The organism is Actinomadura sp. NBRC 104412, from assembly GCF_030269515.1.
Lineage (GTDB): Bacteria > Actinomycetota > Actinomycetes > Streptosporangiales > Streptosporangiaceae > Spirillospora.
Genome location: NZ_BSTM01000031.1, coordinates 1 through 19,670, shown reverse-complemented (window position 1 = coordinate 19,670; position 19,670 = coordinate 1). Strand labels below are relative to the sequence as shown.

The following is a 19,670-nucleotide window of genomic DNA, read 5'->3' as shown; positions in this document are numbered from 1 at the left end:
CAAGTTTGCTGACGGCTTCAGTAACAGGACGATTGAGTCGGCTATTCCGGTTCCCGGTCCCGCGAACCCGTTCGCCTACAGCGATCAGACCGCGGCGTCCCTCGCGTACCGGACCGGGGTCAGGCCGACGAGCCGCTTGAAGTGCCGGGTCAGGTGGGCCTGGTCGTAGAAGCCCGCCTCCACGGCGACCTCGCCCGCGGGCAGTCCCATCTTGAGCAGCGCCTTGGCACGCCTCACCCGGGCTTGGGTCAGGTACGCATGGGGCGTCATCCCTACGGCCTTGCCGAAGACACGGCACAGGTGGAACGGGCTCAGGCCCGTGAGCCCGGACAAGGTCTGGAGGGTGACGTTCTCCCTCGCGTGTGCTCGCAGATACTCCATACACAAGCGAACGGCGTCATGTTCCCGGCCGGCCGGTCTCGGTCCCCTGGGCGGCTCCCCGTGCCGACCGACCAGCAGGACGAGGGTCTCGGCCAGATACGTCTCCCGTTGGAGCGCCTCCGTCACGGGCGTCTCCGCCAGCCGGTGGAAATGGCGGAGGCGTGCCGTGACGTCCCGGTCCCGGACGAGGTCGCGGCCGAACCTGGGCGGCTTCCCGCCGCCGTCCGCGCCGAGGTCCGCGGCGATCCCGCTCATGAGAGCGGGGTCGGCGTAAAGGGCGCGATAGGTCCAGCCGGCGCCCGCCGGCGGGCCGCCCGCGTGCGGCTCCTCCGGGTTGAGCGTGATCACGTCACCTGGGCCGACCATGTGCGTGCCGCCCCGGTAGACGGCCGCGGCCCGGCCCCGTTCGGTGAGGGCGATGAAGAACTCCTCGTGCGCGTGCGGGCTGAAGGAGAACTCGGTGAGGCTGGCCCTGAACAGCTCCACACCACCGAGGTCCGGCGCGCGCCAGATCCGGGCGCCGTGCCGGTCAGGGGACGAGGTCCACCCGGTCACCACACCAGCACTCAATCACAGCAATTCCGTACAAGACCGGATATCTACGCTCGATCTAGCGTCCCCACCGTGAAGATGCTGGAGACGCAGGAGACGCGTACGAAGGAGTTGCTGGCCAGGACGGCGGAGATCGCGACCGAATGGCTCGGCACGCTCGGCGAACGGCCGGTGTCCGTCCGCGCCACGGCCGACGGGCTGCGGTCGAGGATGGGCCGCCCGCTGCCCGAGGAGCCCGTCGACCCGTTCACCGTGCTGGAGGATCTGGCGCGCGAGGCCGAGCTTGGCCTGGTCGGCAGCCAGTCGGGACGATACTTCGGATTCGTGATCGGCGGGGCGCTGCCCGCCGCCGTCGCGGCCGACTGGCTCACCTCCGTCTGGGACCAGTGCCCCGGGCCGTACGTGTGCGGTCCGGCCGCCGCCGTCGCGGAGGAGGTGGTCGGCGCCTGGCTCGCCGACCTTCTCGGCCTGCCGGGGGACGCCTCGTTCGCCGTCGTCCCCGGGTGCCAGACCGCCCACCTGACCTGCCTGGCCGCGGCGCGTCACCACGTCCTGCGGGCCGCGGGCTGGGACGCCGAGGAGCTGGGGCTGGCCGGGGCGCCGCCGATCCGCGTGCTGGTGGGCGCCGGACGGCACGCCAGCGTGGACCGCGCGCTCCGGTTCCTGGGCATCGGGCGTACCGCGATCAGCGTCGTCCCGGCCGATGGTTCCGCACGGATGCGCGTCGACCTGCTGCGCCGGGAACTGGACGGGCTCGCCGGCGCGCCCGTGATCGTCTGCGCGCAGGCCGGGGAGATCAACACCGGGGCCTGCGACGACCTGGACGCCATCGCCGACGCGGCGGCCGAGGCGGGCGCCTGGCTCCACATCGACGGGGCGTTCGGGCTGTGGGCCGCCGCGAGCCCGCGGCTGCGCCCTCTCGTCCGAGGGGCCGAGCGCGCCGACTCGTGGTCCTTCGACACGCACAAGTGGCTGAACGTCCCGTACGACTCCGGCCTGGCGTACTGCGCCCATCCGGAGGCTCACCGGGCCGCGATGAGCGTGAGCGCCGACTACCTGGTGCTGGGCGGCCCGGAACGGCCACGCGACCCCATCGACTGGACTCCCGCGTTCTCGCGGCGCGCCCGGGGCTTCGCCATCTACGCGGCGCTGAGGTCGCTCGGCCGGCGCGGGGTCGCCGACCTGGTGGAGCGGAGCTGCGACCTCGCCCAGGCGTTCGCCGCCGGGCTGAGCGGCGTCCCCGGCTGCCGGTTGCTGAACGAGGTCGTCCTCAACCAGGTGCTCTTCCGCTTCGGCGACGACCGCACGACCGACCTGGTGCTGCGCCGCGTGGTGGACGGCGGCGAGGCGTGGATGAGCGGGACCACGTTCGGCGGCCACCGGGCCATCCGTCTGTCGGTGTCCAATTGGCGGACGACCGAGGCCGACATCGACCGCACCCTCCGGGCGCTCCGGGACGCCGTGCGCTAGGACCGCGCCACGAGGTCGGCGGGGGCGGTGCCGGACGCGGTGAGGGGAAGGCCGAGCGTGGCGCGTTCGGCCAGCCACCGGCTCGGGCGGTAGCGGGGGTCGCCGGTGGCGTCCTGAAGGCCCGCGAGGATGTCGAAGACCTGGCCGGCCCCCACCTGGTCGCCCCATTCCAGCGGCCCGCGCGGGTAGCCGAGGCCGAGCCGGACGGCGAGGTCGATGTCCTCCGGACGGGCCAGCCGCTGCTCGGCGATGCCGCAGCCGACGTTCACGATGGACGCCAGGAGCCGCTGCGCGACCGTGGCGGGCGCGTCCCGCACGACGCTGACGGGACGTCCGGTCGAGAGCAGCGCGGCGAGCGCGGCGCGCCCGGCCTCCGGGGACAGGCCGGGATGGACGGTCAGGGTCAGCCGGGACGCGAAGCCGCCGAGAGGATCGACGCCCAGGGTCCGCTCGGCGGGCAGGCCCCTGAAGCCGACCATGTCCACCACGCTCTCGCCGACCGGCGTGACCAGCACGACCGCCCGGCCGGACGGCTCGTCGCCGTCCTCGACCTCGACCCCGGCGCCGGAGAGCAGCGCGGTCAGGGCGTCCCTCGCCTCGGGATCCCGGTCGTGGATCCAGACGGGTCGCGGCTGGGCGTCCGGAGCGGTGACCTCGGGCGGCTCCTGCTTGACGCCGTCCACATAGACGTAGAAGCCCTCGCCGGACTTGCGTCCGAACAGGCCCGCGTCCACCCGCGCCCGCCCGATCCTGGACGGGCGGAACCGCGGCTCGCCGTAGAAGCCGGTCCACACCGACTCCATCACCGCGTGCGACACGTCCAGCCCGGTCAGGTCGAGCAGTTCGCACGGACCCATCTTGAGGCCCAGCACGTCCCGGGCGATGCGGTCGACGTCCACCGGTTCGGCGGCGCCCTCGGAGAGGATCTGCAGGGCCTCGGTCACCAGACCGCGCCCGGCGTGGTTGACCAGGAACCCCGGCGTGTCCGGGGCCAGGACGGGTTCGTGCCCGAGACGCCGGACCAGGGCCATGAGCTGCTCGGTCAGCCATCCGGCCGTACGGGCGCCAGGGATCACCTCGACCAGCCGCATCAGCGGGACGGGGTTGAAGAAGTGCAGCCCGGCCAGGCGGCTCGGGTCCTCCAGGGCGGAGCCGATCGCCGTGATCGGCAGCGAGCTGGTGTTGCTGGCCAGGACCGTCCCCTGGCCGCACACCTTCTCCACGGCGGCGAACAGCTCGCGTTTGGTCTCCAGGTCCTCCCGCACGGCCTCGATCACCAGATCGCAGCCGTCCGCGGGGCCCAGCGGGTCGGCGATCGGGCGCAGCCGCGACCGGGCCGCGTCGGCCTCCACCACGCTCATGCGGCCCTTGTCCACGAGCCTGCCGTACATGGCGCCGATGTGGGCCACGGCGTCGGTCACCGCCTCGGGGTTCAGGTCGGCCAGTTCCACCGTGAGCCCGCCCGCCGCCGCGAGCTGGGCGATCCCGCGTCCCATCACCCCGGTGCCGATCACCCGGATCGTTCCGGCCCGCTCGGCCGTCCACTGCTCCATGTCGCCGCGTCCTTCCCGCAGGAAAACCTCGAACCGTCCGGCCTCTCCTCCCCCAGGGCAGGCTCTCACGTCCTCGCGCGCTCTCACCGGGGGCGGGCGATTTTGGGCGAAGCCACCATCTACCCCGGCACCGCCGTATTCGGGTGCAATGCGCCCACCTATTCTCGGTAGGACGTTGATCTGCGTGAGGAGCCAAGGATGCGCGACGCGGTGATCTGTGAGCCGGTACGGACCCCGATCGGCCGGTTCGGCGGCGCCCTGAAGCCGGTGCCGGCGGCCGAGCTGGCGGCGACCGTGATCCGTGCGCTGATGGAGCGCACCGGACTGCCCGGCGAGGCGGTGGACGAGGTGATCCTCGGCCAGTGCTACCCGACCTCCGACGCCCCGGCCATCGGCCGTGTCGCCGCGCTGGACGCGGGGCTGCCGATCGAGGTCGGCGGATCCCAGGTCGACCGGCGCTGCGGCTCGGGCCTGCAATCCGTGCTGAACGCCGCGATGCAGGTGCAGACCGGCGTCGCCGACCTGGTGATCGCGGGCGGTGTGGAGAGCATGAGCAACGCGCCCTTCTACACGACGGAGGCGCGCTGGGGCGTCCGCGGCGGCGGGCTGGAGCTGCATGACGGGCTCGCGCGGGGCCGGGTCACCGCGGGCGGCAGGAACCATCCCGTCCCGGGCGGGATGCTGGAGACGGCCGAGAACCTGCGCCGCGAATACGGCATTCCGCGTGAGGAGCAGGACCGGTTCTCGGTCATGTCGCACCAGCGCGCCGTGGCCGCCCAGCGGGACGGGCGCTTCGCCGAGGAGATCGTGCCGGTGACGGTGCGGTCCCGTAAGGGCGACACGGTCGTGGACACCGACGAGCACCCCCGTCCCGACACCACCGTGGAGACGCTGGCCAAGCTGCGTCCCGTCCTGGGCAAGAGCGACGACCAGGCGACCGTGACCGCGGGCAACTCCAGCGGCCAGAACGACGCCGCCGCCGCGTGCGTGGTCACGACGGCCGAGCGCGCCGCCGAGCTGGGGCTGCGGCCCCTGGTGCGCCTGGTGTCGTGGGCGCAGGCGGGCGTGCCGCCCCGCACCATGGGGATCGGGCCGGTGCCCGCCACCGCCAAGGCATTGGAACGGGCCGGGCTGAGCCTGGACGACATGGACCTGATCGAGCTGAACGAGGCGTTCGCCGCGCAGGTCCTCGCCGTGCTGCGCGAGTGGGGCCTCAAGGAGGACGACTACGACCGCCTCAACGTGAACGGGTCCGGCATCTCGCTCGGCCACCCGGTCGGCGCCACCGGGACGCGCATCCTGGCCACCCTCGCCCGCGAGATGGACCGCCGCCAGGTCCGCTACGGGCTGGAGACGATGTGCATCGGCGGCGGCCAAGGGCTGGCGGCGATCTTCGAACGGGTCTCCTGAGATCCCGAGGTCTCCTGAAAATTTCCGGGGTCTCCCTGTAACGACGGGCCGCCCGGTCCCACTTCCTGGTGTCAGTGCACATCCACACCGGAGGACAACGGAGGTGCGGTCGATGACCGCTGGGTCCGGAGAGCCGGGCGAGCCCGGGGACGCCGCGCGCTTCACCGCGATCTACGACGCGTGCAGGCAGCGCGTGTGGGCGTACGCGGCGGCGCGTGCGGGACGGCAGGCAGCCGACGACGTGGTGAGCGAGACGTTCGCGGTGGCGTGGCGGCGGCTGGACGACGTGCCCGAGCCGCCGCTGCCCTGGCTGCTCGGCGTCGCCCGGAACGTGCTGCGCGACCGCTACCGCGAGCAGGTGCGGCACGCCGCGTTCACCACGGACTTCGCCGGTGAGCCACCACCGGGGCGCCAGGGCGCCGCCGACGGCGACATCGCCGAGCGGGTCGCGGAACGCCTCGCGATACTGCGCGCCATGGCGGCGCTCCCCGACGGCGACCGGGAGGTCCTCATCCTGGTCGCCTGGCAGGGCCTCTCCACGAGGGACGCGGCGAAGGTCGTCGGTTGCAGCGCCGCCGCGCTGCGCGTCCGCCTGCACCGCGCCCGCAGGCGGCTGCTGCGCGCCGCCGGGGACGCCCCGCCGGAGCCCCGCGGAACGGCCGTTCCCTCCCACGTCCGGATGGTCACCAAGGAGATCTCATGAGCCGAGACGTGATGCGGGTCCTCGCGGAGGCGCGCCCCGCCGAACTGGACCCGGACGCCCCCGTCGACGCCTCGACCAGGGCCGCCGAGCTGGCGGCGGCCATGGCGGCACCCGCCGCCGATTCCCGGGCGGTCCCGCCGCGCCGCCGCGTCCGGCCGCTGTGGGGCGGCGGGCTGGGACTGGCCGGGGCGGCGGCCGCGGCCGCGCTGGTACTCACGTCCCTTAGCGGCGGGCCGGGTGAGGTCGTACCGGACCAGCGGGAACGGACGGACACCATGTCGGCCCGCGCGGTGCTCCTCGCGGCGGCGTCCAAGGCGGAGCAGGCTCCGGCCAAGGGCAAGTACTGGCGCGTCACCCGGATGTACCTGATCCCGATCAAGGTCGGCCCCAAGGAACGGCGCTACACCGTCGTGGAGGCGCGTATCAACGAGGAGTGGGCCGACGCGAACGGGGGCGGCTGGTTCGGGTACAGGACGGCCGGCGCCGCTCCGAGGAGCCCGCAGGACGAGAAGGCGTGGCGGCTCGACGGCTCGCCCGCGCGCTGGGACCTCGGGCGCGGCGACACGGTGGGGGGAGAGCGCCTGTACGTCCAGGTCAAGCCGGGCAAGGGGACGCTGGTGAAGTCGGCCGGGTCCCATGAACTGCACGTTCCCATCGCGGGGCCCGATCCGTCCTTCGACGACCTGCGAAGGCTTCCGTCGGATCCGGTGGCGCTGCGCGCGCTGGCCGAGAAGCGCGCCCTCTCCGACGGAGATGACGTTCCTCTGCAAGCGGACGGACCGCAGGCGCGGCGGGCGTTCGCGGCGGGCAAGCTGATCGACCTGCTCACCACCGCGCCGGTGCCGCCGAAGGTGCGGGCGGCGGCGTTCCGCGCCCTGGCCGGGATGCCCGGCGTCACGTCGGAGGGCAAGGCCGTGGACGCCCGCGGCCGGAAGGGAGTGGCGCTCTCGATCGTCACCCGCTCGCGCGGCGGTTCCACCAGCGTCCGGCTGATCATCGATCCGGCCACGTCGCAGGTGCTGTCCGAGCGGCTCGCGGCGCGGCCGGCGGCCAAGGGCGGCCCCGCCAAGGAACGCACGACCCTCTACCTCGGCGCGGGCTGGACCGACGAGGCCCCCCGGCCCCCGGCGCTGCCCTGACCCTCGTTGCCGTATCCGGCCGCCGTCCGCTCCGGACGGCGGCCGGTTGTTCGTCGTCCCAAGAACGGCGGGGCCGGGGTGGGAGGGAACATGGGGGTTTGCGTTTGACGAGGCCACACGTATATACCCGGTTCACGGCAGTGCGGTGCTCGTGTGGGCTGGACGTGGGCGACCCGTAAGCTACCACCGAGTAGTATTCGAGCCCCGGATGAAACGCGATCTGGAGCGAGTCCTACGCTGACAGCCGACGCCCGTACCTTCAGGAGGACGGAACCTTGCAGTACCCGATCACGTTGATCGTCGGGCTTGCCGGTACGGCGGTGGCGCTAGCGCTGGCCGGCCGGCGGGTGAAGTTCCTGTGGAGCCTGTTCCGCGCCGGACAGCCCGACCCGGAAAGGGTCCTCCAGGTGCGGCGGGACCCCAAGGCCGATGTCGAGGGCCAGGTCGTCGAGGTGCTGGGCCAGCGCAAGCTGCTGAAGTGGACCGTCGCGGGCGCGGCGCACTTCGCGGTGATGTGGGCGTTCCTGCTGCTGCTGACCGTGTACGGCGAGGCCGGCGTGCAGTTGCTGTTCGGATTGCACGCGCACATCCCGGGGTTGCAGACCTGGGGGCCGATCGGATTCGTCCAGGACACCATCGCGCTGGCCTGCCTGCTGGGGCTGGCCACCTTCACCGCGATCCGGATCAAGAACTCGCCCAAGCGGCTGGACCGGGCGTCCCGGTTCAAGGGCTCGCACACCGGCGGCGCCTGGCTGATCCTGTTCATGATCTTCAACGTGATCTGGACGATGCTGGCGTTCCGCGGCTTCGAGGTCGCCAACGGCAACTTCTCCTACGGCAAGGCCGGTTATGCCTCGTACGGGGTCGGGCAGGTCCTGTCGGGCCTCGGCGAGCCGGAGTCGGGCCTGCTGGTCGGGCTGGAGGCGTTCTTCCTGCTCGCGCACATCGGTGTCGCGCTGGCGTTCCTTGTCATCGTGGTGAACTCCAAGCACCTGCACATCTTCATCGCGCCGCTGAACGTGATGTTCAAGCGCCGCCCGGACGGGCTCGGCGCGGCGCAGCCGATGACGTCGGGCGGCAAGCCGCTGGACTTCGAGGAGGCCGACCCGGACGAGGACACCTTCGGCCGCGGCAAGATCGAGGACTTCACCTGGAAGGGCTTCCTCGACATGGCCACCTGCACCGAGTGCGGGCGATGCCAGTCGCAGTGCCCCGCCTGGAACACCGGGAAGCCGCTGTCGCCGAAGATGGTCGTCCTCGACCTGCGCGACCACGCGTTCGCTAAGGCGCCCTACATCCTCGCCTCCGAAGAGGAACGCGCCGCGTTCACCGACGAGCAGAAGGCCGCCATGCAGGTGGACAAGGAGCTCGTCGGCGAGGACGGCGTCATTCACCCCGACGTGCTGTGGTCGTGCACCAACTGCGGCGCCTGCGTCGAGCAGTGCCCGGTGGACATCGAGCACATCGACCACATCCTGGACATGCGCCGCTTCCAGGTCATGATCGAGTCGAGCTTCCCGTCCGAGGCGGGCGTGATGCTCAAGAACCTGGAGAACAAGGGCAACCCCTGGGGCATGTCGGAGATGAAGCGCCTCGACTGGGTCGAGGAGCTGGACTTCGAGGTGCCGGTCGTGGAGGACAAGCTGCCCGCCGACACCGAGTACCTGTTCTGGGTCGGCTGCGCCGGGGCGCTGGAGGACCGGGCCAAGAAGACCACCAAGGCGGTCGCCGAGCTGCTGCACATCGCGGGCGTGAAGTTCGCCGTGCTCGGGCCGATGGAGGCGTGCAGCGGCGACCCGGCCCGCCGGCTGGGCATGGAGTTCGTCTACCAGATGCTCGCCCAGCAGAACGTGGAGACCCTCAACGAGGCGGGCGTCAAGAAGATCGTCGCGACCTGCCCGCACTGCTTCAACACCCTGGGCAACGAGTACCCGCAGATCGGCGGGAACTACGAGGTCGTCCACCACACCCAGTTGCTGGCGCACCTGGTGGAGACGGGCAAACTCGTCCCGGTCACGCCGATCGAGGAGGACATCACCTACCACGACCCGTGCTTCCTGGGCCGCCACAACAAGGTCTACAAGCAGCCGCGCGACATCATGGCCACCGTCCCGGGCGTGAGGACCAAGGAGATGCACCGGCACAAGGACCGCGGCTTCTGCTGCGGCGCCGGCGGCGCGCGGATGTGGATGGAGGAGCGGATCGGCAAGCGCATCAACACCGAGCGCGTCGACGAGGCCCTCACCACCGACCCCGACACCGTCTCCACGGCCTGCCCGTTCTGCCTGGTCATGCTGGGCGACGCCATCAACGAGAAGAAGAACGCCGGCGACGCCAAGGAGTCGCTGGAGGTCGTGGACGTCTCCCAGCTCCTCATCCGTTCCATCAAGGGCGAGGGCAGCCCTCAGCAGAAGGAACCCGTCACGGCCGAATGACCTCCGGCGCGGCCGGGGCGCCACCGGCCGCCGGCATTCCGCCGGCCCCCGAAGTGCCGGCCCCCGAAGTGCCGACGGCTCGGGTGCCAGCGGCTCGGGGGTCGGTCGGCTGGGTGTCGGCCAGTGGGGTCTCGGCCGCTGGAGGAATCGCGACCAGGACCTCGAACAGGGGGCGGATCACCTCGGACGGGACGACGCCGCGCGCGATGAGCTCGTCGATGGAGGCGAACGGGCCCTGCACCTCCCGGACCGTCACGATGAGCCTGGCGTTCTGGAATCCGAGGCCGGGCAGCAGGGCGAGCACGTGCTCGGGCGCCGAGTTCACGTCCACCAGGCCGCCGTCGTCGAACGTCCTGGGCAGGTCGGGTCGTCCGATGTGCAGGTCCCTGGCGATGGACGGATGGTGCAGGAGCAGGGCGCGCGCCTGTTCACGGCGGGTCCTGCGCTCGATCAGCTCGACCACGTGCGGGTCGGGCTCCACCTGCTCGTCCGCCCCGCCCTTGTGCGACGGCCAGCCCGATCCGGTGAGCACCGCGACGTGCACGGCACCGCCGATGGCCGCGATCATGCCCGCGACCATCGCCACGTCGTCGATGGGCCGCAACTCCTCCGTACCCGTCCCGATCGTGAGCCACGAGAACAGGCTCAGCGCGAGCCAGGCGACGCCGGCCAGGGCCAGCCAGGGACTGCGCCTGCGTCCCGCGAGATAGGCGACGACGGCCCAGCTCAACGTGCCGCAGGTGAAGATCGGCACCGCGATGGCGATGACGCGCAGCCCCACGCGTAGCTGCCGCTCGGTGCGCTCGACCGCCTGTCGCTGCGCGAAACCGGCGCCCGCCATCGGCGCCCACGCCGGAGGAGCCGGCGGCTGGACCGCATGGGGCGCGTTGAGCCTCGGCGTGCTCTGCGCCGGGGCCGGGGCCGGTGGTTTCTGCCAGTTCAGCAGCGTCGGATCGGAACGCAGGATCCGCAGGTGCAGGTTCTGGAGCCGCTCGCCCGGCTCGACGCCGAACTCCTCGGCCAGGAACTCGCGGGCGTCCCGGTACGCGGCGAGGGCCTCGGCCTGCCGTCCCGACCGGTAGAGGGCGAGCATCAGCAGGTACCGGGCGCCTTCGCGGAGCGGGAAGTCGTTCACCAGCCGAATCAGCTCGGGAACCAGACGCGCGTGCCGTCCCAGCTCCAGCTCGACCTCCGCGCACGTCTCCAGGGCCGCCGCCCGGTCCTCCACCAGGCGCTCGCGGGCCGCGTCGAAGACGGGGCCGGTCAGCCCGGCCAGCGGCGTCTCACGCCACATCGCCAGCGCCTCGCCCAGCCGCTCGATCGTCTCCGCCGCGTCCGCCGCCCCGGCCCGCGCCGCCAGGGCGCCGCGGACCCGCTTCTGGAAGACCTCGGCGTCCAGGCCGTCCGGCGGGACGTGCAGCACGTACCCGGCGCTGGTCAGTTGCAGGACGCGGGCGGGCGCACGCGGCGACCGGTCCGGTTCGAGCACGCGGCGCAGCCCCGCGACGTACTTCTGGACGACGTTGGCGCCGTTGTCGGGTGGGTCCTCGCCCCAGACCGCGTCCACGATCGCCGTCGTCGGCACCGGGCGGTTGGGAGTCAGCAACAGCACCGCCAGGACCGCCTGCTGCTTGCCCGGCCCAAGGTCGAGCTCCTGCTCACCGCGCCAGGCGCGCAGCCGCCCCAGGATCTCGAAACGCAGTGTGGGAGCGTCCCGCGCGTCCATCACCACCTCCACTCACATGCCGCGGCAGGGGCGCCGCAGCCGAACGGCAGCCGGAGCACAGCGACGGCAGCGTGACGTCAGCCCGGCCGAATCACCCCACTGGACGCTCTCACTGAAACACGCAAGACCGACATAGGGGGTCGGAATGTCTGGCAAGAATAGGACGGCGCGCCTCGCGGTAGGGTTGCCGCTCGCCGCCGCCCTCGCGTTCTCCACGGCGGGCTGCCTGGGTGAGGACACCGTCACCCGGGCGGGCACCTCGGCCAAGCCGTCCCAGGCCACGAACGGCATCGACAAGCTGGAGGGCTCCGAGGCGTTCTCGCGCGCCACCAAGGCCACGCTGTCGGCCAGCTCGGTGCGCCTGCGCGGGCAGGTGCAGGACGGCGAGGACACCATCACCATGGACTTCCGCTACGCGGGGGCCAACCGGTCGGGCGGCACGCTGCAGATCGGCGTCCAGGAGATCGAGCTCATCAGGCTCGGCTCGGTGGTCTACTTCAAGGGCAACAAGCCCTTCCTCGAGGAGGTCGGGGGGAAGGAGGCGGTGACCGCCATGTCCGGGAAGTACTTCAAGACCTCATCCAAGGGCGATCCTGACTTCGCCGACATCCAGGGCTTCACCAACCTGGCCGACCTGGTGAAGGAGGCCACGTCCGAGTCCCAGGGCTGGCGGATCGACAAGCCGGGGAACGTCGGGGGCAAGCCCTCGATCGCCCTGGTCAGCCTGGCCGGCGACAAGATCCACGTCGCGACTCAGGGCCCGCCGTACATCCTGCAGTTCGACGACGGTCCGCAGAACCGCATCGACTTCCTCTCCTACAACGAGCCGGTGAACCTCAAGCGGCCTCCGTCGAACCTCGTCATCGACATGAGCGGCTGACCCCCTCCAACCTGTCGGTGGGGAGGTCCGTCCGGTACGCGCAAGGTCGCTCGCGCATGGAGAGGATGTGCCGCCGGGTCGCCGACGAACCGGCGGCACTTCGGGGGTGGGCCGCCGGGACATCGGTCCCGGCGGCCCGTCGCGTTCGGGGGTCGGGCGCGGTCAGCCGGTGATGGCCTTGGCGAAGTCCGGGTTGGCCTGCATCCACTCGTTCACGGCCTGCTGCGGCTTGCCCTTGTACTTGTTCTCCATCAGGTCTTCGAGCGTGCCGAGCTGCTGGTCGTTCATCCTGAACATCTTCAGCCAGGCCGCGACCTCGGGCTGGTCGCCGGAGAAGCCCTTGCGGCCCACGATGTTCACCCCGTCCGGCCGGCCCATCGCGCCCTTCGGGTCCTGGAGGTCGCGGATCGGGAACTTCGCGTACGCCCAGTGCGGCCGCCACAGCGTGACCACGATGTCCTTCCTGGCGTCGGTGGCCTTCTTCAGCTCGGCGAGCATGGCCGCCGTGGAGGACGTCGTGACCTCGTACTCCCCCTCCAGGCCGTAGACGGGCAGCATCTTCTCCTTGGAGATCCGGTACAGCCCGGAGCTCTTCTCAATGCCGATGATCTTGCCGCCGTAGGTGCCGCCCTTGCCCTTCAGATCGGCCAGCGACTTCAGGGGCGAGTAATCGGGCACGGCGATGGTCAGCGGCGCCTTGTCGTACCAGATGCCGATCTTTTCGAGCTTGTCGCCGTACTGCTTCCAGTAGTCCTCGTGCGTGCCCGGCAGCCAGGAGTCCAGGAACACGTCCACGTCCCCCTTGGACATGCCCGCGTAGAGCGGGCCGGTGTCGAGCGTCTTGACCTCGACCTTGTAGCCCTTGTCCTCCAGCATCCGTTCCCAGAGGTACGTGGCGGCCTCGCCCTCGGCCCAGCCCGCGACCATGCCGATCGTGATCTCCTTGTCGCCGGCGCCGTCCGAGCCGGCGTCCTCACCTCCACAGGCGGCGGCGGACAGGCTCAGCGACAGCGCGGCGGCCGCGACGGCCACGCGCTTGAACGTGAAGCGCATACTCGGAACGTTCCTTTCGGTAGCTCTGTTGCGAAACAGAGGGGAGCGGCCCCCGGGCTTGCCTCGGGGGAGGGACGTCCAGCGCGCCCCGTCAGGACGCGGACGCCTTCGCAAGGGCGCGGGCGACGGCGGTGCGGTCGCCCAGCGCGCTGGTCAGCCGGTCAAGGAAGATCGCCAGCACCACCACGGCCAGGCCGCCCTCGAAGCCCTGGGCGATGTCCACCCGCTGGATGCCCTCCAGCACCTCGTTGCCCAGGCCGCCCGCGCCCACCATCCCGGCGATCACGACCATGGACAGCGACAACATGATGAGCTGGTTTATCCCCGCCATGATGGACGGCATCGCCAGCGGGATCTGGATCCGGCTCAGGATCCGCCCCGGCGGCGTGCCGAACGCCTCGCCCGCCTCCACCATCTCCGCGTCCACGCCGCGGATCCCCAGCTCGGTCAGCCGCACCCCCGGCGGCAGCGCGAAGATGACGGTGGCCACCACACCGGGCACCACCCCGATGCTGAAGAAGAAGATCGCCGGGATCAGGTAGACGAACGCGGGCATCGTCTGCATCAGGTCCAGCACCGGCCGCACCGCCCGGCTCACCATGGCGTTGCGGGCCGCCGCGATGCCCAGCGGAATCGAGATCACCACCGCGACCAGCGCGGACACCAGCACCAGCGCCAGCGAGTCCATCGCCGGCTCCCACAGCTCCATGCTGTCGATCAGCCCGAAGCCCAGGAGCGTGAACAGCCCCAGCCGCCAGCCGCTCAGGAACAGCGCCAGCAGCGCGAACACCCCCGTCAGCACCAACGCGGGCGGCCCGGTGAGCACCGCGGTCAGCCCGTCCACCGTCCCCTCGACGGCCGCGCCGATCGCGTCGAACAACCACCCCAGGTTGTCCGTCAGCCAGGTGACCAGCCCGTCGAACCAGTCGCCCACCGGGATCCTCGGCAGCTCGACGTCAGCGGGCCTCAACGACACTGCCCTCCATCAGCTCGGCCGGCGGGACGTCGGTCCTGATCGCGCCCAGCGCCGCCAGCAACGTCACCCTGGGGATGACCCCGACCAGGACGCCGCCCTCGTCGGTCACCGGGACGGGCAGATCGCTCTCCGCGCACCGGGCGAACAGGTCGGCCACCGGCGTGTCCGGCGCCACCGGCTCCAAGTCCTCCGGATCCAGCAGCGCCTCCAACTCCTGGACGCCGTTCTGCACGGCGTCGGCCACCGCGGACCCCGTCACCTTGCCCAGCAGCCTCCGGTCCCGGCCCACCACGAACGCCGCCGAGGTCTGGTGCTCGCGCATCGTCCGCAACGCCGTCCGCGGCCCCGTGCTCGCGGGCACCGTGACCAGCGGCTTCTCCATCACCGAGCGGGCGGTCAGCACCCGCGTGCGGTCCACGTCCGCCACGAACTGCGCCACGTAGTCGTTCGCCGGGTCGGTCAGGATCTCCTCGGCCGTGCCGATCTGCACGATCCGGCCCTCCCGCATCACCGCGATCCGGTCCCCGATCCGCATCGCCTCGTTCAGGTCGTGCGTGATGAACACGATCGTCTTGCTGAGCCTCGACTGCAGGTCGATGAGCAGGTCCTGCATCTCGCGCCGGATCAGCGGGTCCAGGGCGCTGAACGCCTCGTCCATCAGGATGAGATCCGTACCGGCCGCCAGCGCGCGGGCCAGCCCGACCCGCTGCCGCATCCCGCCCGACAACTGGCCGGGCAGCCGGTCCTCCCACCCTTCGAGACCGACCAGCTTCAGGTACTCGCGTGCGGTCTCCGCGCGCTCCCGCTTCGGCACCCCGCGCACCTCAAGCCCGTACGCCGCGTTCTCCAGAACGGACCGGTGCGGGAACAGCGCGAAGTGCTGGAACACCATGCTGACCTTCTTCTGCCGCAGGTCCCGCAGCGGCCTGGCCGCCATCCGCGTGATGTCCTCGCCCTCGATCTCGATCGTCCCCGAGGTCGGCTCCAGCAGCCCGTTCAGCATCCTGATCAGCGTGGACTTGCCGGAGCCCGACAGGCCCATCACCACGAAGATCTCGCCCTGCTCCACCGTGAACGTGGCGTCCACCACGGCGGCGGTCACACCCAGATCGCGGATCTCCTCGGGTCCAGCACCCGCGTCGAGCCTTCGCCGCGCCTCGGCGGCCTTCCTGCCGAACAGCTTCGTCACGCTCTCCGCGCGGAGTATGGACACGATCTCCTTCCGCGTTCCCGCGGTCGCGGAAACGTCTGGCTCAACGCCGCCCGGAAGTGAGACGAGACGCATACCGGAGGCACGTCAACCGGACGGCAACGTCATGCGTCACACGAAACTACCCGCAAGCCAAAAAACTTTCACCTTTTGGTGATCTTGGTCACATCACCCGCCCGACCTGCGATCACACCCGCGTGCGGTGGAAGTTGAGATACGACCTGGACGGCGTCGGCCCCCGCTGATCCTGGTACCGCGACCCGTACTGCTTCGACCCGTACGGGTACTCCGCCGGCGAGCTCGTCCGGAACAGGCACATCTGCCCGATCTTCATCCCCGGCCACAGCTTGATCGGCAACGTGGCCACGTTCGACAGCTCCAGCGTCACATGCCCGCTGAACCCGGGGTCGATCCACCCGGCCGTCGAGTGCGTCAGCAACCCCAACCGCCCGAGCGAGCTCTTCCCCTCCAGCCGCGCCGCCAGGTCGTCGGGCAACGCGAACACCTCGTAGGTCGAGGCCAGCACGAACTCCCCGGGGTGCAGCACGAACGCCTCGTCCCCGTCCACCTCGACCAGCCGCGTCAGCTCCGCCTGCTCGATCGCCGGGTCGATGTGCGGATACTTGTGGTTCTCGAACACCCGGAAGAACCGGTCCAGCCGCACGTCCACACTGGACGGCTGAACCATCCCCGGGTCGAACGGGTCGATCTTCACCCGCCCGGCCTCGACTTCGGCCCTGATGTCACGATCGGAGAGCAGCACCCTGAAAAGCTACCGGCTCCCCCACCCACCCGCAGACCACCGCCCCACGACATCCGGTACCATGTCCAAGGCACACACCAAGCGGGTGTAGTTCAATGGTAGAACTTCAGCTTCCCAAGCTGACAGCGCGGGTTCGATTCCCGTCACCCGCTCCACCAAGAAGGCCCAGGTCAGAGGTAGCGAACCTCGAACCTGGGCCTTAGTCGTTTGGGGCCGGGGACCCCGATGAACGATTAGCGAGCGATTACACCACCGGGACCAGCACCCCGGCCGCGTCGTCGTCGCCGTCTTCGCTACACCCGTCACTACACGATGCCCAACCGCCACCGAGGTGCCGGGCAGCTCCTACGGTACTGGGACGTCGAACAACACGAAGAACTCCGCCGATGACGACCTCGTATCGGACTACGACGGTGACGATGTCGTGATGACCTTGACCCGCAACCACCTGCGCCCGAACCAGGCCCTCACCCTGCGATGGGATGTACCGCATGAGTCTGCGTGACGAGATCGAGGCCGTACTCCGTTCCTGGAACGCCTACGAGGTCAACAAGGGCGGATCCCCGATCATCGACTTCGACTGTCACCCAGGCGGCCCCGACCCCGAACCGGCGCCCGACCGCCTCACCGTCTACCGCCGGCTCACCGACCTACGCACACGCGCGGAAGGCCCTCTGGCCGTCCGCCTTGACGCCGATCTGGCCTACCTCGGCGCCCTGCTCGGCGAACACCCACCCCTCAACGACTACGTACGCGCCACCCAAGGCTGTGAACCCGCCGGATGGCCCGAGGAGTACCTGGCCAAGCGTTTCGAGCAGGCCCGCGCCGCCTTGGCCGACCTCGGCATCACCTGGGGAGCCGACACCAACACCGAACTACGCCAAGCCGAAGGCGTCCTGGACGTCCACGAGGCCCCCGACGCCATCCGCCAGGCCGCCGACGAACTTGAGCCCGCCGTCCGCGAGGCCACCGGCAGCACCGCGCCCTACCACCTGTCCATCGAGACCACCGAACAAGACGCCTACTGGGCGTACTGGCTCGATGGCGCCGGCCACGACGTCCGGCTACGCCTCAACCTCCCCAACGTCGAATTCACCCAGGCAGGCGCCCGCCAATTCGCCCTCCATGAGGTACTCGGCCACGGCCTGCAAAGCGCCAGCCTCACCGCCCAGGCAGCCGCCGAAGACGTCCCCTGGGTCCGGCTCCTGTCCATTCACGCGCCGCAACAGGTCATGCTCGAAGGACTGGCCCAGGCATGGCCCCTGTTCCTCCTCCGCGACGACAAGGTGCTGATCACTCGAGTCCGCCTCACCCACTACACACAGCTCGTCCTCGCCCAGGCCCACCGCGCCATCAACGCGGGCACGCCCACCCTGGAATGCGCCGACTACCTGAAAGCCTGCGTCCCGTGGTGGAAGGACAAGACCATCGCCCGCTACCTGGCCGACCGAGGCACCAGCCCCGAACACCGCTCCTACATGTGGGCCTACCCGGCCGGACTGGACTGGTTCGCAGCCCTGGCCGAGGCCGACGCTAAGGTTTGCGGGGAGGTGCTCCATGCCGCATACCGCCGACCCCTCACCCCGGCCGACCTCACCGAACTCTGGCCGTCCGGACCGCCTATCGGTGGACCCGGAGGCCCTGTTCGTCTACGGAAGCCTCCAGTTCCCTGAGGTCCTGTTCACCCTCATCGACCGCGTCCCCGACCACGAACCCGCCACCGCCGAAGGATGGCGCGTGGTCACCCTCCCCGAACGCGTCTACCCCGGCCTGATACCCGGACAGGACACCGCCCGCGGCTACCTCCTCACCGGCCTCACCCGACGAGTGGCGCACCCTGGACGCATTCGGACCCCGTCTATGAGTTGAAGTAAGCCAAGACGACTGGTCAGCCGACGACTTCGAAGCCAAGCACCTCCCCGCCTACATCGAACGCTGCGCCGCCTGGCGCCGCCGCTACGAAGACCAACAACAGGTCAGCTAACCAACAGACCACCAGGCACAAGCCGGGACACCAGCACCCAACACTCCCTGCACTCAGCCACAGGTCACACCAACTCAGCCGCAACAGCAGCCCCCCCTGTCTAGTCCCAGGTGATGCTTGACGTTCTAGTCCCAGGACATGCTTGACGGATGTTCTAGGTTTCACGGGGCGGCCTTGCGGGGCCGGTGGGCTTTGATGCTGCGGACGGGCTGGGTGGTGGTTCGCCGGACCGTCCGCACGTCGTCGCCGCCCAGCTCGATCGACAGCGTGGCCTCGGCGACGTGGATGGTGACCACCTGGCCGGCGTGCAGACGGCCGAGGGAGACCTTCTGCCCGGCGACCATGACCACGCCGGTGTTGCTGGCCCGGCGTTGCACGGTGACCGGTTCGGTGCGGGGCCGTGGCGGTGGCCCGGCCCGCCGCAGCCCGCGCAAGGCGCGGACCTGTTCGGGTGTGAACGGGTTGGGTCGGGTGCGCAGCAGCTCACGGGTGGTCAGATCGAAGAACATCAACGTGGCAGGCTCGATGCGGATGCCGACCCGGCGGCCCCGCAGGATCTCCGCGGCCAGCACCATCCGGCCGCCCAGGCCGACGTTGCCGTCCTTGTTCACGGTCCGATCCACCTCGACGGCGTCGCCGTCCTCGGCGGGCGGCAGCGGCGGCGGCCCGGCCTTGCGGGCGCCGCGGGCGGCCAGCGCGGTCAGGTCCGCGGTCGACAAGTGTGATCGCACCGACTTAATCCGCGCCCCGGCCTTCAGCAGGTGGATGACGTCGGTGTCGGCCCACAACGTCACCCTCACGCCCGCTTGGGCGGGGCCGAGCCAGAACTGGCGACCGGCCACGAACATGTTCCCGCTGGCCGGCACGGTCCGCTCGAACTCCACCGCCCCGCCATCCCACACCCTGCCCTCCGTGACGCCCTCCGTGATCGCTGCGGCTTGGTCCGGCGGGCCCGAATCGGCCGGCGGCTCGGTCGGTTCGGGCCCGCGGGCGGGTGGGACGGCGGCCAGGCGGACCGCGGCAGGCAGCCGCAACGGCAACAACTCCTGCTCATTCTGGGCGGCGCGGGTGTCGAACCGGTCGGCCGGACACACCATCCCCAACGCCTGATGCGGACGGCGGGTGTTGTACTCGACCACCCAGCCCGCCACCGCAGCCTTCTACTCAAAGCCGAGACTCCTAATCGTCATTTGCTCTCAATAGATGGCCTAGATAAGGCGATCGGTAACAACGAAGCTTATTGGCGCACGCTGGCCGCACTCATACGTGTAGGTGACTCAATATGTCGAAGAATGCTGGAGCGCAACAGTTCACGTCCACTGGAGTGGTGTATGGGGTCTGTGTGATCTATGACCGGTTCGTGTCGTGATGGGCGAGTCCCCGTGACGTGAGACGGCCACCTCGTGATCCTTCGAGTCGACCAAGACCAGTGAAG

General features: G+C 70.5%; 15 protein-coding genes, 1 tRNA gene and 1 pseudogene. 9 read left to right on the top strand and 8 right to left on the bottom strand.

All coding sequences use genetic code 11. The annotated features are described in order from the left end of the window. Positions 1-84: 84 nt before the first annotated feature. Entirely contained in the window at positions 85-939 is an 855-nt protein-coding gene (locus QSK21_RS29275) for an AraC family transcriptional regulator (RefSeq protein WP_285700631.1), read from the bottom strand. Between the two features lie 72 nt (positions 940-1,011). Here QSK21_RS29275 and QSK21_RS29270 point away from each other — a divergent pair, with 72 nt between their 5' ends. After that, positions 1,012-2,403, top strand: a complete 1,392-nt coding sequence (locus QSK21_RS29270; RefSeq protein WP_285700714.1) for a pyridoxal phosphate-dependent decarboxylase family protein — start codon at positions 1,012-1,014, stop codon at positions 2,401-2,403. Here the strand turns inward: QSK21_RS29270 and QSK21_RS29265 are convergent. Further along, on the bottom strand, positions 2,400-3,956 hold the full coding sequence (locus tag QSK21_RS29265) for a 3-hydroxyacyl-CoA dehydrogenase (RefSeq protein WP_285700629.1): 1,557 nt from the start codon (positions 3,954-3,956) through the stop codon (positions 2,400-2,402). The two genes, QSK21_RS29270 and QSK21_RS29265, sit on opposite strands and share 4 nt — an antisense overlap. A gap of 198 nt (positions 3,957-4,154) precedes the next feature. Between QSK21_RS29265 and QSK21_RS29260 the strand changes: the two genes are divergently transcribed. The 4 genes from QSK21_RS29260 to QSK21_RS29245 all read left to right on the top strand — a co-directional run bounded on the left by QSK21_RS29260 (position 4,155) and on the right by QSK21_RS29245 (position 9,643). Further along, entirely contained in the window at positions 4,155-5,366 is a 1,212-nt protein-coding gene (locus QSK21_RS29260; RefSeq protein ID WP_285700627.1) for an acetyl-CoA C-acetyltransferase, read from the top strand. A gap of 112 nt (positions 5,367-5,478) precedes the next feature. Further along, entirely contained in the window at positions 5,479-6,069 is a 591-nt protein-coding gene (locus QSK21_RS29255; RefSeq protein WP_285700623.1) for an RNA polymerase sigma factor, read from the top strand. Then, positions 6,066-7,208, top strand: coding sequence for a CU044_5270 family protein (locus QSK21_RS29250; protein ID WP_285700621.1), 1,143 nt, complete (start codon positions 6,066-6,068; stop codon positions 7,206-7,208). Before QSK21_RS29255 ends, QSK21_RS29250 begins: the two co-directional genes overlap by 4 nt. A 275-nt stretch (positions 7,209-7,483) precedes the next feature. Further along, entirely contained in the window at positions 7,484-9,643 is a 2,160-nt protein-coding gene (locus tag QSK21_RS29245) for a (Fe-S)-binding protein (RefSeq protein ID WP_502871608.1), read from the top strand. Here the strand turns inward: QSK21_RS29245 and QSK21_RS29240 are convergent. Beyond that, positions 9,630-11,369, bottom strand: coding sequence for an AfsR/SARP family transcriptional regulator (locus QSK21_RS29240; RefSeq protein WP_285700619.1), 1,740 nt, complete (start codon positions 11,367-11,369; stop codon positions 9,630-9,632). The two genes, QSK21_RS29245 and QSK21_RS29240, sit on opposite strands and share 14 nt — an antisense overlap. A gap of 145 nt (positions 11,370-11,514) precedes the next feature. Here QSK21_RS29240 and QSK21_RS29235 point away from each other — a divergent pair, with 145 nt between their 5' ends. Further along, on the top strand, positions 11,515-12,249 hold the full coding sequence (locus QSK21_RS29235) for a hypothetical protein (protein ID WP_285700617.1): 735 nt from the start codon (positions 11,515-11,517) through the stop codon (positions 12,247-12,249). Between the two features lie 162 nt (positions 12,250-12,411). On the opposite strand, the gene QSK21_RS29230 is transcribed toward QSK21_RS29235, so the two are convergent. The 4 genes and pseudogenes from QSK21_RS29230 to dcd form a co-directional block, all read right to left on the bottom strand. Then, complete coding sequence (locus QSK21_RS29230) at positions 12,412-13,302, bottom strand: glycine betaine ABC transporter substrate-binding protein (RefSeq protein WP_285700616.1); 891 nt, start codon at positions 13,300-13,302, stop codon at positions 12,412-12,414. 91 nt (positions 13,303-13,393) lie between these two features. Beyond that, positions 13,394-14,137: pseudogene (locus QSK21_RS29225) on the bottom strand (ABC transporter permease); the annotation flags it as partial. A gap of 121 nt (positions 14,138-14,258) precedes the next feature. Further along, positions 14,259-15,491 (bottom strand): quaternary amine ABC transporter ATP-binding protein, encoded by a 1,233-nt coding sequence (locus QSK21_RS29220; protein ID WP_285700613.1) that lies wholly within the window; start codon positions 15,489-15,491, stop codon positions 14,259-14,261. Between the two features lie 184 nt (positions 15,492-15,675). Continuing rightward, positions 15,676-16,251, bottom strand: a complete 576-nt coding sequence (gene dcd / locus QSK21_RS29215) for a dCTP deaminase (protein WP_285700611.1) — start codon at positions 16,249-16,251, stop codon at positions 15,676-15,678. 81 nt (positions 16,252-16,332) lie between these two features. Here dcd and QSK21_RS29210 point away from each other — a divergent pair. The 3 genes from QSK21_RS29210 (at position 16,333) to QSK21_RS36205 (ending at position 18,120) form a co-directional block, all read left to right on the top strand. Beyond that, a tRNA-Gly gene (locus QSK21_RS29210) sits at positions 16,333-16,406 on the top strand. A 336-nt stretch (positions 16,407-16,742) separates the two neighbouring features. Further along, positions 16,743-17,924: a hypothetical protein gene (locus QSK21_RS29205; RefSeq protein WP_285700609.1), complete on the top strand. Its 1,182-nt coding sequence runs from the start codon at positions 16,743-16,745 to the stop codon at positions 17,922-17,924. Beyond that, positions 17,809-18,120 (top strand): gamma-glutamylcyclotransferase family protein, encoded by a 312-nt coding sequence (locus QSK21_RS36205; protein WP_352231338.1) that lies wholly within the window; start codon positions 17,809-17,811, stop codon positions 18,118-18,120. Before QSK21_RS29205 ends, QSK21_RS36205 begins: the two co-directional genes overlap by 116 nt. Positions 18,121-18,396: 276 nt before the next feature. On the opposite strand, the gene QSK21_RS29200 is transcribed toward QSK21_RS36205, so the two are convergent. Then, complete coding sequence (locus QSK21_RS29200) at positions 18,397-19,386, bottom strand: integrase core domain-containing protein (protein WP_285700606.1); 990 nt, start codon at positions 19,384-19,386, stop codon at positions 18,397-18,399. Positions 19,387-19,670: the final 284 nt, after the last annotated feature.

Bases quoted from the DNA above. Each gene is read 5' to 3' on its own strand.
- QSK21_RS29270 (WP_285700714.1), top strand. From the start codon at position 1,012: ATGCTGGAGACGCAGGAGACGCGTACGAAGGAGTTGCTGGCCAGGACG.
- QSK21_RS29265 (WP_285700629.1), bottom strand. From the start codon at position 3,956: ATGGAGCAGTGGACGGCCGAGCGGGCCGGAACGATCCGGGTGATCGGC.
- QSK21_RS29260 (WP_285700627.1), top strand. From the start codon at position 4,155: ATGCGCGACGCGGTGATCTGTGAGCCGGTACGGACCCCGATCGGCCGG.
- QSK21_RS29255 (WP_285700623.1), top strand. From the start codon at position 5,479: ATGACCGCTGGGTCCGGAGAGCCGGGCGAGCCCGGGGACGCCGCGCGC.
- QSK21_RS29250 (WP_285700621.1), top strand. From the start codon at position 6,066: ATGAGCCGAGACGTGATGCGGGTCCTCGCGGAGGCGCGCCCCGCCGAA.
- QSK21_RS29240 (WP_285700619.1), bottom strand. From the start codon at position 11,369: ATGGACGCGCGGGACGCTCCCACACTGCGTTTCGAGATCCTGGGGCGG.
- QSK21_RS29235 (WP_285700617.1), top strand. From the start codon at position 11,515: ATGTCTGGCAAGAATAGGACGGCGCGCCTCGCGGTAGGGTTGCCGCTC.
- QSK21_RS29230 (WP_285700616.1), bottom strand. From the start codon at position 13,302: ATGCGCTTCACGTTCAAGCGCGTGGCCGTCGCGGCCGCCGCGCTGTCG.
- QSK21_RS29205 (WP_285700609.1), top strand. From the start codon at position 16,743: ATGAGTCTGCGTGACGAGATCGAGGCCGTACTCCGTTCCTGGAACGCC.
- QSK21_RS36205 (WP_352231338.1), top strand. From the start codon at position 17,809: ATGCCGCATACCGCCGACCCCTCACCCCGGCCGACCTCACCGAACTCT.